The 15,464-nt window shown below is 28.9% G+C and carries 8 protein-coding genes; 3 read left to right on the top strand and 5 right to left on the bottom strand.

From position 1 onward, the window contains the following. Nucleotides 1-5 precede the first annotated feature (5 nt). From AB0T67_RS07555 to AB0T67_RS07535, 5 genes are all read right to left on the bottom strand, one after another. A complete protein-coding gene (locus AB0T67_RS07555) occupies nt 6-1,436 on the bottom strand; it encodes a murein hydrolase activator EnvC family protein (protein WP_369219803.1) in 1,431 nt (476 codons plus the stop codon). Beyond that, nucleotides 1,436-2,206: a DUF4292 domain-containing protein gene (locus AB0T67_RS07550; RefSeq protein WP_369219802.1), complete on the bottom strand. Its 771-nt coding sequence runs from the start codon at nt 2,204-2,206 to the stop codon at nt 1,436-1,438. The genes AB0T67_RS07555 and AB0T67_RS07550 overlap by 1 nt, the downstream gene beginning before the upstream one ends. A gap of 24 nt (nt 2,207-2,230) precedes the next feature. Then, nucleotides 2,231-3,115 (bottom strand): tetratricopeptide repeat protein, encoded by an 885-nt coding sequence (locus AB0T67_RS07545; RefSeq protein WP_369219801.1) that lies wholly within the window; start codon nt 3,113-3,115, stop codon nt 2,231-2,233. Between the two features lie 79 nt (nt 3,116-3,194). Beyond that, nucleotides 3,195-4,211 (bottom strand): sugar phosphate nucleotidyltransferase, encoded by a 1,017-nt coding sequence (locus AB0T67_RS07540; RefSeq protein ID WP_369219800.1) that lies wholly within the window; start codon nt 4,209-4,211, stop codon nt 3,195-3,197. A gap of 52 nt (nt 4,212-4,263) precedes the next feature. Further along, complete coding sequence (locus AB0T67_RS07535; RefSeq protein WP_369219799.1) at nt 4,264-5,925, bottom strand: ABC transporter ATP-binding protein; 1,662 nt, start codon at nt 5,923-5,925, stop codon at nt 4,264-4,266. Between the two features lie 415 nt (nt 5,926-6,340). Here AB0T67_RS07535 and AB0T67_RS07530 point away from each other — a divergent pair, with 415 nt between their 5' ends. The 3 genes from AB0T67_RS07530 to AB0T67_RS07520 all read left to right on the top strand — a co-directional run bounded on the left by AB0T67_RS07530 (nt 6,341) and on the right by AB0T67_RS07520 (nt 15,402). Continuing rightward, nucleotides 6,341-9,715 carry a GEVED domain-containing protein gene (locus AB0T67_RS07530; RefSeq protein WP_369219798.1) on the top strand — a complete coding sequence of 1,125 codons (3,375 nt, stop codon included), beginning with the start codon at nt 6,341-6,343 and terminating at the stop codon, nt 9,713-9,715. Nucleotides 9,716-10,059: 344 nt separating this feature from the next. Then, on the top strand, nt 10,060-13,452 hold the full coding sequence (locus tag AB0T67_RS07525; RefSeq protein WP_369219797.1) for a GEVED domain-containing protein: 3,393 nt from the start codon (nt 10,060-10,062) through the stop codon (nt 13,450-13,452). Between the two features lie 75 nt (nt 13,453-13,527). Continuing rightward, nucleotides 13,528-15,402 (top strand): ABC-F family ATP-binding cassette domain-containing protein, encoded by a 1,875-nt coding sequence (locus tag AB0T67_RS07520; protein WP_369219796.1) that lies wholly within the window; start codon nt 13,528-13,530, stop codon nt 15,400-15,402. The last annotated feature ends 62 nt before the right edge of the window (nt 15,403-15,464 follow it).

The raw sequence follows: 15,464 nt of genomic DNA, 5'->3' as shown, positions 1-15,464 counted from the left end.
TATTATTATTTAGTATTTATCCATTTTGCAGGATTTAATTTTTCGGTATTTTTAAATAATACAAAAAGTAACTTGGTTTTTCCTGATACTTTATCGGTAAAAACTTTTCCAACTTTTTCTCCAGTTTTTATGATATCTCCTTTTTTTACGTAAACTTTTTCAAGATTATTATAAGCCGATATATAATTACCATGTTGTATTAATACAGATTTTTTACCTCCTGATTGTGATTGTAAAGCAAGAACTTTACCGTTAAAAATACTTTTAGCATCGGTATTTTCTTTGGTAACAATATGTAATCCTGGGCTATTAATATTAATTCCTGAAAATGTTGGATGTGGTTGTACTCCATATTTTCGTGTAATAATTCCTTTAACAGGCCAAGGTAAGTTACCTTTATTTTGTTCAAAATTTAGTAATAATTCTTTTTCATCATCATCTAAAACAAAAGTATTTGTTGTTTTTTTGCTTTCTTTTTTTATTTCGAGCTCTTTTTCCTTTTCTTTTTTCTTTGCAATTTCTAACTCTTTTGTTCTTTCTTCAGCAAGTTCTTTTGCTTTTTTTAGCGCAATATCTCTTTCTTTTTTATCAGCAAGTTCATTTGCTTTTTTTCTAGCTTTTGCTAGTGCTAATTTTCTGGCTTTTTCTAAAGCTTTTGCTTTTGCTAGTGCTCTTGCTTTTGCAATTGCTCTTTTCCTTTCATTGGCTTTAGCAATTTCATATAAAATTAATTTATCGATACGAGCGGTAATTTGTTTTTCTTCTTTTATTTTAGTTTGTAAATCTTGTTTGTATTTTTTTTCTTCTCCTTTTATTTTAGTAACTAAAGTTTCTTGTGCTTTTTTATCCGTTTCAATTTCTGATTTTTGTGATTTTTCATCAGAAATTAATAGTTCTTTCTTTTTTTTCTTTTGGATTAAGGCATTATTAACTTTCTTAATTTCATCTGATTTTATAATGATTGCTTCTCCTTGTTTTTTGCGATAATCATTATATTGTTCCATATATTTTAAACGCTTATATGCCTGATGAAAACTTTCAGAAGATAGTAAAAACATGGCTTTACTTTGTTGAGATTTGCTTTTGTAGGTTTTCACAACCATATCAGCATACTCTTTTTTTAAGCTTTTAAGTTGCTTATTATAAGTTTTTAATTGCTTCTGATTTGCACTTATTTCTTTTGATATTTTTTTAGATTCTAACTCAATAACTTTAATTAAACGTTCTCTTGTATCAATTTTTTGAGTTAAATCTTTTAAATCATCTAAGGCATTTCCTTTTTCTTTTTTGGTTTCAAACAATAAATTATTAATCTGCTTAATTTCATTTTTTAGCTTTTTATGTTTTTTTTCAAGGCTTTTCCTTTCTTGACTAAAAGAAGAAAAGCTAACCAAAACAAAGCATAAAAATGAGATATATAAAACAGTTTTTTTCATTATAATTTAATTTCTTTATAGCCGTTTGGCATTCTAAAATCAATATTTAATTTGGTGTTAAAATCAACCGAACGAGTTGTAATATCAATAGCAGTAACTTGTTTATGTTGTTTTGCGTTTATCTTTATTTTTTCAGGAAATAAGATGTTATTTTTATTTGAATAGCTAGGATATGTAATATCTAAACGCTGTTTTTTTGCTGAATTTACAATTGATTGTTTGTTCAGTTTATAATGTATCGGATTTATAAGAAAGAATATATCAAATAACTCAGATTGTTTTTTAGGCGAAAGTTGATATGCTTTTTCAGTAATAACAACTTCTTGTCTTTTTGATTTTACATTTAATAACGATTGCCCTAAAAGCATATTTTGTAATTGTTCAAAATTGATATCTGTTCCTAATAATTTTTTAAGCATAGAAAAATCTCCATCAAAATAATTTTTATAAAATGGCGAATAAAACTGCACTCTTGTAGGTGTAATTTTGGCTTTAAAAACGGTAATAAATTTAACACCTTTCAGCCAAATAACTTCTCCTTTTTTTATTTTCATTCTAACAGAAAAACCTACTTTTTCTTTAGTTGTGCTATAATTTACTTTTAAACGGGCATCAATATTTTTTTCATCAAAATTAGCTGCAACGTGTTTTTTTGCGACTCTTCTTGCAGATATTTCTTTAATTGTTGCCGAATTACCTGTTAAATTTTTACTTGATTTACAAGATGTAAAACTTAAAAATAAGATACTTAATATTACAAAATACTTCATAAATGTTATAGTGGTGAAGAAAAATTATTTTAAAATTTTAGCTGCTTTGTTTTTAAAAGTGTTTGCTTTTTTAACATTGTGTAAGCTTTTATAAGCACTTGCCATTTCTAAATAAAATTTTGCTTCAATTTTAGGATTATCAATTACAAAATCAATACCATTTTGTAAACTTTGTAATGCTTTTTTGTGTTGCTTATTATTATTAAGAGCCTTAGCATTCATTAAATAAACAAAAGGTTGAGCAGGGAACAAAGCTAAGCCTTGCGAACTATATTTTAATAAATCAGGATGCTTATTTACAGCTAATTTTATCAATAAAGGTTTTAAACTGGTAAATGATTTTTCTTTTTCAAAAATAGCATGTAAATCAGTATTTACTAATTTTTTTGGCTGTTTTTTAACGTTAACAGCTTTATTATTTATTTTTTTTAGAATTCTTCGAAGTGTTGGATTTAATAATTTAGCTTCTTTTAATTCTGATAAAACCTTTTTTGCAGTAACAATATCTTTGTTTTGTAAATGAAGATAGACTAATTCTTGTTTTTTCTTCGGATGTGTTTTTGCAATTTTTTCTTGTACTTTAATTGCTTCTTTAAAATCAGGAATTCTTTTTAAAATAGTAATTTTATGTTCTAGCATCCATAAATTATCGGGTGCTATATTTAAAGCTAACTCAATATATTCTAAAGCTTCAATACTTCTTGCTAGTTTTAAATTGTTTTTAGAAAGTTCAAAAAATACAGCTTCGTTATTTGGGCGTAATTGATTGCAGTTTTCTAAATATTCAATTGCTTTTTTATGATTAAAAAGTGCTTTTTGAGAAAGTGCTTTAAAAAAATCGTTTTGAAATGCAATATTATCTTTTTCACTGATAGCCATTGTAGGAACAACACTATTTTGAGCATTCAAAATAAATGAAAATAACAACAAGAAGAAAGGCAATAGTACGTGTTGTACTATTGTCTTTCCTTTTTTTGGGTGGTTCTTTTTATGTAAGATCTGTATAATCACCTATACTTACTGATGTATAATTAGCATTATATTTGGCATGATTACCAATCATTGCATTATCTAAGGTTGCATTAGAAATACGAACATTTGTTTGAATTAATGAATTTACAATCGTTGAATTTTCAACAATACTATTTTCACCAATAGAAACATAAGGTCCTATTTTAGTATTTTTTAAAATTACATTTTTTCCAACATAACAAGGTTGAATAATTTCTGAATTTTCTAAAACAACATCATCAGAAACTAAATTATTACCATCGGCTTGTTCAAAACCTAAAACTTGTTTGTTAGTATCAACCGTTGGATCTTTTTTACCGCAATCCATCCACGCATCTACTTTTCCAGGGATAAATTTAGCACCTTGTTGTTTTAAAGATTCTAAAACTTCTGTTAATTGAAATTCACCAGAAGGTCTGATATCGTTATCAATTAAATACTTAATTTCTTCACGAAGTTTATCACCATCTTTAAAATAATAAATTCCGATAATTGCTAAATCAGAAACAAATTCTTTTGGTTTTTCAACAAAATCAGTAATAAAACCATCTTTTAATTTTACCACACCAAAAGCGCTTGGATCTTCTACTTGTTTAACCCAAATAGCACCATCAGCGTTAGCGTCTAAAGTAAAATCAGCTTTAAATAAAGTATCAGCAAAAGCCACTACACAAGATCCGTTTAAGGCTTCTTTAGCACAATAAATAGCATGCGCAGTTCCTAAAGCTTCTTCTTGAATAAATACAGAACCTTTAGCACCTAAGCTTTCAGCAATTGCTATTAATTTATCTTTGGTATCCGCAGGAAATCCTTTGGCAGCTGTACCGATAATAAAAGCAATTTCATCAATAGGTTGATTTACTACCGCAGTAATATCTTCAACTAAGCGTTGTACAATTGGTTTACCAGCTATAACTGTTAATGGTTTTGGAGTAGTTAAACTATGAGGTCTTAAACGAGACCCGATTCCTGCCATTGGAACTATAATTTTCATATTTTTTTGGTTTTAACGCTGCAATATACCATTAATATGGTATTGAAAAAAGTTACAAACCTTTTGGTATTGCAGCTATCAATGTTTTTGTGTAGGTTGTTTTCGGATTGTTGTAAATTTCATCGGCATCGGCAATTTCTTCTATTTTACCTTTATTCATAACAACTAATTGATCAGACATATATTTTACTACTGATAAATCATGAGAAATAAACAGATAAGTAAAATTAAATTCAGCTTTTAATTGGTTTAATAAATTTAAAACTTGTGCTTGTACCGATACATCTAAAGCCGAAACCGATTCATCACAAATAATTAATTTTGGTTGTAAAGCAATGGTTCTGGCAATTCCGATTCGTTGTCGTTGTCCGCCAGAAAACTCATGTGGATATCTGTAAAAATGCGCTTTTTCTAAGCCTACTTTTTCTAATAAATTGAATACATATTCTTTTCGTTCTTTTAATGAATTTAAAATATTGTGAACTTTCATCGGCTCAATAATGGCATTTCCTACCGTAATTCTTGGGTTTAAAGATGAAAAAGGGTCTTGAAATATAATTTGAATTTCTTTACGTAATTTTTTAAATGATTTTTTTGAAAGCTTCGTAATATCTTCTCCTTTATATATTATTTGTCCTGAACTCGCATTTTCTAGCTGTAAAATGGTTCTACCGAGTGTTGTTTTTCCGCAACCACTTTCGCCGACTAAACCTATTGTTTCGCCTTCATAAATTTTAAAAGATACGTTGTTTACTGCTTTTACAGAACTCGATTTAGAAAACCAAGAAGCTTTTGATATAAATTCTTTATGCAGGTTTTTAATTTCTAAAAGAGGTGCTTTTGCATATATTTTCTGATGAAATTCTTGACGTTCTTCATCTGTATATAATTCTGTTTTTACAGTGTTTTGGATAAAATCAATAACAGTAGGCAATATTTTAAAACGTTTTTTTACTGTTGGTTTTGAGTTTATTAATGCTTTGGTGTAGTTTTCCTTCGGATGTAAAAAAAGTTCTTTTGTTATACCTTTTTCAACTATTTTTCCTTTGTGCATTACAACAACAGTATCTGCAATTTCTGATACTAAACCTAAATCATGAGAAATAAAAATAATTCCCATTTTATATTCTTTCTGTAGTTCTTTTAAAAGTAAAATAATTTCTTTCTGAACTGTTACATCTAAAGCGGTTGTAGGTTCATCAGCAATTAAAAGTTTTGGTTTACAAGCAATTGCCATTGCAATCATAACACGTTGTTTTTGTCCGCCACTTATTTGATGTGGATACGAGTTAAAAATAGCACTTGGTCTTGGAAGCTGTACTTTTTCAAATAGAGATATAACGGCTTCTTTTATTTCTTCTTTTGATAAATTTGTGTGTTGTTGTAAAACTTCTGAAACTTGATATCCACAGGTTAATGTTGGATTTAAAGAGCTCATAGGTTCTTGAAAAATCATGGCTATTTCACTTCCTCTAATTTTTTGAAATTCTATATTATTTAAAGCGACTAAATTTTGATTGTTAAATAAAATTTCACCTTTTATAGTTGCCGATTTAGGAAGTAACCCTAAAATAGCTAATGAAGTAACCGATTTTCCACTACCACTTTCTCCTACAATACCAGTCACCGTAGTTTTTTCTACGTTAAAAGATACATTTTGAATAATGGACGGTGCATTTTTAAAACTTATTTCTAAATTTTTAATTTGTAGCATCTGTGTAAATTTTAATAAAAATACAATTAATATTTTTCAATTCTTTTAAAAACGAATGTCAATTGTAATTGGTTAATATTAATGATTAATGAGCTAAATTTTTATCAAGTTATAAAATAATATGATTTTCCATATAGATAAGTTATTTAACTAAAAATCATTTAGTTATAACACCCTCTGTTTAGTGTAGATAAAAAATAATAAAAAAAAATGAGTGCGATTAAAATTAACTAAAAAAGACTGTATTTACTGATTTTTCATAATGATAAACTAGATGTTTAAAGTCTAGTTGATTGGAAATGAGTATTTAGTGTGTTATTTTTTCGTTATATTTGAGAGATACATAAACATAAAAAAAGATTTTGATGATAATATAAATATAAACATAATAATTAATTTCATACCCCCTGAAAAAATGAAATACGTTTACTTAAAAAGTCTTGCATTAGCAAGTATTGTTTTTGGATTAAATATTCAATCTCAAGCTCAGAACAAAAGAGAAGTTGCAAAAATTCGTAGTACATACAATTTAACAAAGCTTCAAGAAATAAAAGATAACTTTCAAAAAACTGCAATCGCAGAAAAAAAACAAGCATTACAAATAGCAAAAGAACAAGGTTGGAAAACGAAGTTTACAACTAAAAAAGGTGATTTTGTTGAATTACAAAAAATAGTAAATGGAAAACCTATTTATTATACCACTCTTAATGCTAATGCAGCAAAATCTACAAGAACAAACCATTTAAATACTGATGGATCATTAGGATTAAACCTAATGGGACAAGGTATGACTGCACATGTTTGGGATGCTGGAGTGGCAAGAATAACACATCAAGAATACGATGGTACAGGAGGAAATAATCGTTTTTCTGTAGGAGATGGTACTACTACTAAAAATTATCATTCTGGTCATGTAACAGGTACTATTATGGCATCGGGTTTTGTAGCCAAGGCAAAAGGAATGGCACCGCACGCAAAAGTTGTTGGCTATGATTGGAATAATGATACATCGGAAGCTATAATAGCTGCTTCAGAAGGTATGTTAGTTTCAAATCATTCTTATGGGTATATTCTTAGAAGTCAGCAAGGAAATGTACAATTACCTCAGTTTTATTTAGGAGGATATATTAATACCTCTAGGTCATGGGATATAATTTCATTTAATGCTCCAAATTTTTTAATGGTTGTTTCTGCAGGAAATGATGGCTATGATAATTCAGCAAATGACAATCCAACAGGAGGTTATGGCTATGATAAATTATCAGGTATAACAACTTCTAAAAATAATTTAGTAGTTGCAAATGCACAAGATGCAATAGTAGATGCTGACGGAAACTTAATAACTGTTTCTATTGCGGGAAGTAGTAGCCAAGGACCTACGGATGATTTTCGAATTAAACCAGATATTACAGGTAATGGTTCGTCAGTTTATTCTACTTACACAAGTGGTGATACAGCTTATGGGTCATTGTCAGGAACTTCTATGGCGGCTCCAAATGTTTCAGGTTCTCTAATTTTATTACAAGAACATTATAAAAACTTAAATAATGGAAATTTTATGAAAGCGGCTACTTTAAAAGGATTAGCTCTTCATACTGCTGATGACGCAGGGTTTTCTGGACCAGATGCTATTTTTGGTTGGGGATTGTTAAATGCTAAAAAAGCTGCGGAAGCAATTACTAATAATGGAACTAATTCTAAAATTGAAGAATTAACATTAAATTCGGGGGAAACATACACTGTTGTTGTTGATTCTGATGGAGAGAGTCCTTTATTAGCATCTATTTCTTGGACAGATAGACCTGGTTCAGTAAGTGGAATGATAAATTCTACAACTCCTATTTTAATAAATGATTTAGATATAAGAGTATCTCATTCAGAAAAAACATATTTACCTTATAAATTAACAGGAGCAACTACTAGTAGTAAACAAGATAATAATGTAGATCCTTTTGAAAGAATTGATCTTAGTAGAGCTAAAGGAAGATACACAATAACGGTAACTCATAAAGGAACTTTAACAGGAGGAAGCCAAAATTTTTCATTAATAGTAACAGGTATTAAAAGTTTACCAACTATTTGTAATATAACAGTTCCAACAAAAATTTCTACTAATGAATTTTCTGAAACAGCAGTACTTGTAAATTGGGAAAAAGTTATTGGTGCAACATATGATTTTAGATATAAAGCGGTTTTAGCTTCTTCTTGGATCATAAAGCCTGCTTATCAAAATTCTATTGGATTAAGTAGTTTATCCGAATCAGTTTTATATGAAATTCAAATACGTAGTATTTGCCCTTTAGGAAAATCGAGTTACAGTCCTTCAGTTTATTTTACAACTTCAGGTAGAGAGTTAAATTATTGTACATCAAAAGGAGCTAATATAAATAACGAGTATATCCAAAAAGTAACATTAGGCGCAATTAATAATCTATCAACAGGAGGAAATGGATATTCAGATTATACATCTATTTCAACTAATTTAATAAAAGGAAAATCAAATACTATTACTATTACTCCAAAATGGTCAGGTAATTCTTATGATGAAGGTTATGGTGTTTGGATTGATTACAATAAAGATGGTGATTTTTCTGATTCAGGTGAAAAAGTATGGGCTAAATTTAAAGGAAAAGAAACTCCAGTAAGTGGAACTTTTACAGTGCCTTATTTTGCTAAAAAAGGTGCAACAAGAATGCGTATAATTTTAAAAAATAATGAAATACCAACAGCATGTGAAAGATCTATTGACTATGGAGAAGTAGAAGATTATTTAGTTGTAATTACTGAAGAAGAAGATACCGTATTAAGTGCTCCATCAAACTTGCTAGTTTCAAAAAATGGACAAAACAGTTTAACTTTAAATTGGTCTGCATCTGTTGGTAATTTAGCTATAACAAGTTATGATATATATGAAGGAACTACTAAATTAGAAACTGTAAAAACTACAGCTACAACAATTACAGGGCTAAATGCTGAAACGCTATATTCTTTTTTTATAAAAGCAAAAGATGTGGGAGGAAATATATCAGAAGCAAGTAATGTAGTTAGTATAAAAACTTTACCTAATAATATTAAGTATTGTTCATCAAAAGGAATAACAAGTAATTATGAGTGGATTGATTATGTTGCTTTCGGAGGAATGATGAATACTACAGGAGCAAATGATGGGTATGGTAATTTTACATCAAAAGTAGCAACAGTATCATTAGGTAGTACTAATCAGTTGATATTAAGTGCAGGGTTTTTAGAAACAGCATATAATGAACATTTTACTGTATGGATAGATTATAACGGAGATGGAGACTTTTTAGATGCTGGTGAAACAGTTACAAAAGGGAACTCTTCAAGTAGAACTAATAGGGTTGCTAATATTGTAATACCAACAAATGCAAAATTAGGGAAGACAAGAATGCGTGTTTCAATGAAATATGGCGTATTACCAAATTCATGTGAAAATTTTGGTGATGGAGAAGTAGAAGATTATACAGTTAATATAATTTCTGAATCGCTAAATAGAGATTCTTCTGATTTTTTGGAAGAAAATATTCGAGTTCAAGATGAACCAATTCTGTCTGTATATCCAAATCCTGCAGTAAATTTTGTAAAGGTTAAATTAGTATCAGATGCAAGTAATATTACTTATAAAATTGTAAGTGTGCAGGGAAGTGTTGTACAAATTGGTCGTTTAAATAATTCTAAATTAAATATTACAAATCTTACTTCAGGAATGTATATTTTAGAAATTAACGATGGTCAAAAAAACCTTACAGTAAAGTTATTAAAAAAATAATAAGAGTTTTTTTGTATGTAAATTATTTCTTTTAAAGAATAGCAGTAGACTATAAAGGTTTATAAAAAAATGCTATTTGATAACACCTCTTTTGGAATTAATAAAAACTATAAAAACAATTTTTTTGTTTGAAAGATTACTGATTAAATTTTAATTTATATAGAATTAACAACTTCTATATAAAGTTAGAATAAGTAAATATCTTTTTTTTAACTGTTTTTAACAAATTATCATCATTTTAGTGTCTTTTTTTTGTAGATATGATAATAACTATCTATACTTGTAATCTGTTAACATATTAGGTACTAATGTGTTCTAATAATTAATTTTTAAGTTCATTTAAAATGAAAAACAAGTATATTAAAGGTTTTGTATTTGTTAGTTTAGTCCTTGGACTAAATTTTCATATTCAGGCTCAAAGTAAGAAAGAAGTAACACAAATTCGTAGTAAATACAATTTAACCAAACTTCAACAATTAGAAAAAAGCTTTCAGGAAGTAGCAAAAACCGAGAAAGAACAGGCTATACGAGTAGCAAAACAAAAAGGTTGGAAGACTAAATTTACCAAAAAAGATGGGGCTCTACTTGAATTACAAAGAATTGTAAATGGTAAACCAATTTATTATACTACTTTTAATGTTTCAGCATCAAAATCAACAAGAGCAAATCATTTAAATATTGGAGGTTCATTAGGCTTAAATTTAATGGGACAAGGAATTACAGCTCGTGTATGGGACGGGGGTATTGCAAGAGCTTCTCATCAAGAATATCATGGAGCAGGAGGAGCGAATAGGTTTTCAGCTGGAGATTATGGTTCTTTAAATTCTCATGCTGCTCACGTAACAGGTACTATTATGTCTTCAGGTGTTGTTGCAAACGCAAAAGGTATGGCACCATATTCAAAAGTAAAAGGATTTGATTGGAATAGTGATAAATCTGAAGCTATAACAGAAGCTTCAAATGGTATGTTAATATCTAATCACTCTTATGGTTATGCAGCAAGAGATCAACAGGGACAAGTACAATTACCTCAATATTATTTTGGTGGTTATATTGATGAGTCTAGAGATTGGGATGAAATACTTTTTAATGCGCCAAATTATTTAATGGTAGTTGCTGCAGGTAATGATGGATATGATAATTCAGCAAATACAAACCCAACGGGAGGTTATGGTTTTGATAAACTAACAGGACATGCAACATCAAAAAATAATTTAGTAGTTGCAAATGCTAATGATGCAACTATTAATTCAAACGGAGAGTTAGTTTCTGTTTATATTAATAATTCAAGTAGTGAAGGACCTACAGATGATTTTAGAATTAAACCAGATATTACAGGAAATGGTACTGGAGTATATTCTACTTATCAAAGTAGTGATTCTGATTATCAGTCTATTACAGGTACATCAATGGCGTCACCAAATGTAACAGGTTCTTTACTTTTATTACAAGAGCATTATAAAAATTTAAGTAATGGTGATTTTATGAAAGCTGCTACTTTAAAAGGTTTAGCACTTCATACTGCTGATGATGCTGGAGTTTCTGGACCTGATGCTGTTTTTGGTTGGGGGTTATTACACACTAAAAAAGCAGCAGAAGTAATTACTAATAAAGGAAATAAATCAAAAATAGAAGAGTTAACATTAACATCTGGAAATACTTATACAATTACAGTTGAATCTGATGGAATTAATCCATTATTAGCTTCTATTTCTTGGACAGATAGACCTGGTGTAGCAACTACTACACTTAATTCTACTACACCTGTTTTAGTAAATGATTTAGATATAAGAGTTTCTAAAGATGGAGAAACTTATTTTCCATATGAATTGACAGGAGCAACAACAAGTACAAAAAGAGATAATAATGTAGACCCTTATGAAAGAGTTGATGTAGATAATGCTTCAGGAACTTACACTATTACAGTAACAAATAAAGGTTCTTTAGTTGGTGGTAGTCAAAATTATAGTTTAATTGTAACAGGTTTAACAAGTACACCAGTAGTGTGTAATGCAACTACACCTGTAGAACTTTCTGTTACAGAAGTTACAGCAAAAAAAGCAGTTGTAAATTGGGAAATGGTACCAGGAGCAACATACGATTTAAGATATAGAGCTGTTTCTACTTCATCTTGGGAAACAAAAGAAGTATCAGTAAATAAAAATACATTAAATGATTTGTTAGAATTAACAGAATATGAAGTACAAGTACGTAGTAGATGTTCTTCAGATAATTCTAATTATAGTAGTTCAGTAAATTTTACAACTACAGATGTGCCTTTAAATTACTGTATTTCTGAATCAAATAGTGCAAGTGATGAATATATTCAAAAGGTAGTACTAGGTACTATAAATAATGTATCAACAGGAGAAAATGGGTATTCAAATTATACTTCAATTTCTACAAAATTAATAAAAGGATCATCTAATACAATAACAATTACTCCAAATTGGACTAGTACTATTTATAATGAAGGATGTGGTGTTTGGATTGATTATAATAAAGATGGTGATTTTTCTGATGAGGGAGAAGCCGTTTTTATAAACAATCCATCAAAAGATACTCCTGTTGCTGGTACTTTTACAGTGCCTTTATCTGCAGTAAATGGAGCAACAAGAATGCGTATCGTATTAAAGTATAATGAAGTACCAACAGCTTGTGAATCTTCATTTTCTTATGGTGAGGTTGAAGATTATACTGTTGTAATTGAAGAAGATCAAACTGATACTACTGCTCCAAGTGCTCCTGCTAATTTATCTGTATCAAATATTGATAAAACAGCTTTAACTTTAGATTGGTCTGAAGCTACAGATAATGTAGGAGTAACAGGTTATGAGGTATATCAAGATGGAATAAAATTAATTAATACCGCTAATACAACACTACAAGTTACAGGTTTAACAGAAGCAACAACATATGTTTTTTCTGTAAAAGCTATTGATGCAGAAGGAAATGTTTCAGTTTCAAGTAATGAAGTTAATGCAACAACATTATTAAATGATATAACTTACTGTACTTCAAAAGGAGCTAGAGTTAATTACGAATGGATAGATTATGTATCATTTGGAGGAATGACTAATACAACAGGTCGTGATGGAGGTTATGGTGATTTTACATCAAAAATAGCAACAGTAGCCTTAGGAAGTACAAATCAATTAGTTTTAAGCGCTGGTTTTGCAAGTAGATCTTATAATGAGCACTTTACAGTTTGGATTGATTATAATAGAGATGGTGATTTTACTGATGCAGGTGAGCAAATAGTAACAGGTAACTCTGTAAGTAAATTAAATAGAATTACAAATATTACGATACCATCAAATGCTAAATTAGGTAGAACAAGAATGCGTGTTTCAATGAAGTTTGAATTAGCATCAACTCCATGTGAAAATTTTGGAGATGGAGAAGTAGAAGATTATACAGTTAATATTACTACAGCTACATCTACATCATTTATAAATACATTAACAACAATGAGTGTTTCAGGAGAAGATATTAAAACTCAAGAAACATCAAACTTATTGATATATCCAAATCCATCAGTAGATTTTGTACATGTTTATTTAGCTTCAAAAGCAACAAATATTACTTATAGAATTGTAAATACAATAGGTAGTATTGTACAAAAAGGTGATTTAAATAACTCTAAATTAGATGTTACAAATCTTCTTTCTGGAATTTATATTTTAGAAATTAACGATGGTCAAAAAACATTTACAAGAAAATTATTGAAGAAATAATACAACTTTCTTATTAAATAAATAAAACCCGAGCATTTGCTCGGGTTTTTTGTTTCTTTGCATAAAATATAGAATATGAATTACCTATCAGTTGAAGGCATTGCAAAAGCTTATGGAGAAAAAGTGTTATTTGAAGACATTTCTTTCGGAATTAATAAAGATCAAAAAATAGCTTTTGTTGCTAAAAATGGTAGCGGTAAAACGTCTATTTTAAATATCGTAGCAGGAGTTGATACCGCTGATTCAGGGCAGGTTGTTAGTAGAAAAGATATTGACATTGCCTATTTATCGCAAGCGGATAATTTAAATCCTGATTTAACGATTGAAGAAACTATTTTTTCTACGGATAATAAAGTTTTATCAGTAATTAAACAATACGAAAAAGCAGTAGAAAATCCTGATAATGCAGATGCTTTTCAAGAAGCTTTTGAATTAATGGAGCAATACAATGCGTGGGATTTTGAAACGCAATACACGCAAATTTTATCTAAATTAAAATTAGATAATTTACAATTAAAAGTAAATAAACTTTCTGGAGGACAAAAGAAACGTTTAGCATTGGCAATTGTACTTATTAAAAAGCCTGATTTATTAATTTTAGATGAACCTACCAATCATTTAGATTTAGAAATGATTGAATGGTTAGAGGCTTTTTTCGCTAAAGAAAAAATCACCTTATTTATGGTTACTCACGACCGTTATTTTTTAGAGCGTGTGTGTAATGAAATTATCGAATTAGATAACGGACAATTATATAAATACAAAGGAAATTATTCTTATTATTTACAAAATAAAGAGGAACGTTTAGCTCTTGAAGCAACCAATTTAGGAAAAGCAAAAAGTTTATTCAAAAAAGAATTAGATTGGATGCGTCGTCAACCAAAGGCACGTACTACAAAATCGAAATCTCGTACCGATGATTTTTATGAAATCAAAGAAAAAGCTCATAAACGACGTAACGAACACGAGGTTCAGTTAGAAATTAACATGGAGCGTTTAGGAAGTAAAATTTTAGAGCTTCATAAAATGCACAAATCGTTTGATGATAAAGTAATTTTAAACGGTTTCGATTATGTTTTTAAACGTGGAGAACGTATCGGTATTATTGGTAAAAATGGTACAGGTAAATCTTCTTTTTTAAATATGCTTACTGGAGGTATCGAATTAGATAGCGGAAAAGTGACTATTGGTGAAACAGTGAAGTTTGGATATTATACTCAAAATGGAATTGTTATAAAACCAGGTCAAAAAGTAATTGAAGTTGTTAAAGAATTTGGAGAATATATTCCGTTATCAAAAGGACGAAAAATATCTGCAAGTCAATTATTAGAACGCTTTTTATTCGATAGAAAAAAACAATACGATTTTGTTGAAAAATTAAGTGGTGGAGAACAAAAACGATTGTATTTATGTGCAATTTTAATTCAAAACCCAAATTTTTTAATTTTAGATGAACCTACTAACGATTTAGATGTAGTAACATTAAATGTATTAGAAAATTTCTTATTAGATTATCCTGGTAACTTAATGGTCGTTTCTCACGATCGTTATTTTATGGATAAAATTGTTGATAACTTATTTGTTTTTAGAGGCGAAGGTGTTATTGATAATTTTCCTGGTAATTATTCTGATTTTAGAGTTTATGAAGACTCTAAAGTAAAAGAAGCAAGAGAGGTAAAAAATGAAGCTAAAAAAGCAGTTGCTGCTCCCGTTAAAACAAATAAAAAAGTAGCATTAAGTTTTGATGAAAAACGAGAATGGGGCTTGCTAGAAAAAGATATTGAAAAACTTCAAAAGAAAAAACAAATTATTGAAGGTAAATTTATGAATGTTGAATTTTCTCCTGAAGAAATTAACGATAAATCAAAAGAACTTCAAGAAATAATTGAGGCTTTAGAAACTAAAGAAGAACGTTGGTTTGAGCTTTCAATGAAAATAGAAGGTGAATAATTTTATGTTTTAATTACCTTAAAAAACGTAACCTAAGTTTTATATATCATAACCGTGTTAAT

Source organism: Tenacibaculum salmonis (genome assembly GCF_041053065.1).
Lineage (GTDB): Bacteria > Bacteroidota > Bacteroidia > Flavobacteriales > Flavobacteriaceae > Polaribacter > Polaribacter pacificus_A.
The sequence above is the reverse complement of the archived record's forward strand: the minus strand, read 5'-3'. Positions and strand labels throughout refer to the sequence as shown.

What these genes read in the sequence shown, in the direction of transcription:
- AB0T67_RS07525 (WP_369219797.1), top strand. Translation starts at nt 10,060, where the DNA reads ATGAAAAACAAGTATATTAAAGGTTTTGTATTTGTTAGTTTAGTCCTT.
- AB0T67_RS07540 (WP_369219800.1), bottom strand. Translation starts at nt 4,211, where the DNA reads ATGAAAATTATAGTTCCAATGGCAGGAATCGGGTCTCGTTTAAGACCT.
- AB0T67_RS07555 (WP_369219803.1), bottom strand. Translation starts at nt 1,436, where the DNA reads ATGAAAAAAACTGTTTTATATATCTCATTTTTATGCTTTGTTTTGGTT.
- AB0T67_RS07520 (WP_369219796.1), top strand. Translation starts at nt 13,528, where the DNA reads ATGAATTACCTATCAGTTGAAGGCATTGCAAAAGCTTATGGAGAAAAA.
- AB0T67_RS07530 (WP_369219798.1), top strand. Translation starts at nt 6,341, where the DNA reads ATGAAATACGTTTACTTAAAAAGTCTTGCATTAGCAAGTATTGTTTTT.
- AB0T67_RS07550 (WP_369219802.1), bottom strand. Translation starts at nt 2,206, where the DNA reads ATGAAGTATTTTGTAATATTAAGTATCTTATTTTTAAGTTTTACATCT.
- AB0T67_RS07535 (WP_369219799.1), bottom strand. Translation starts at nt 5,925, where the DNA reads ATGCTACAAATTAAAAATTTAGAAATAAGTTTTAAAAATGCACCGTCC.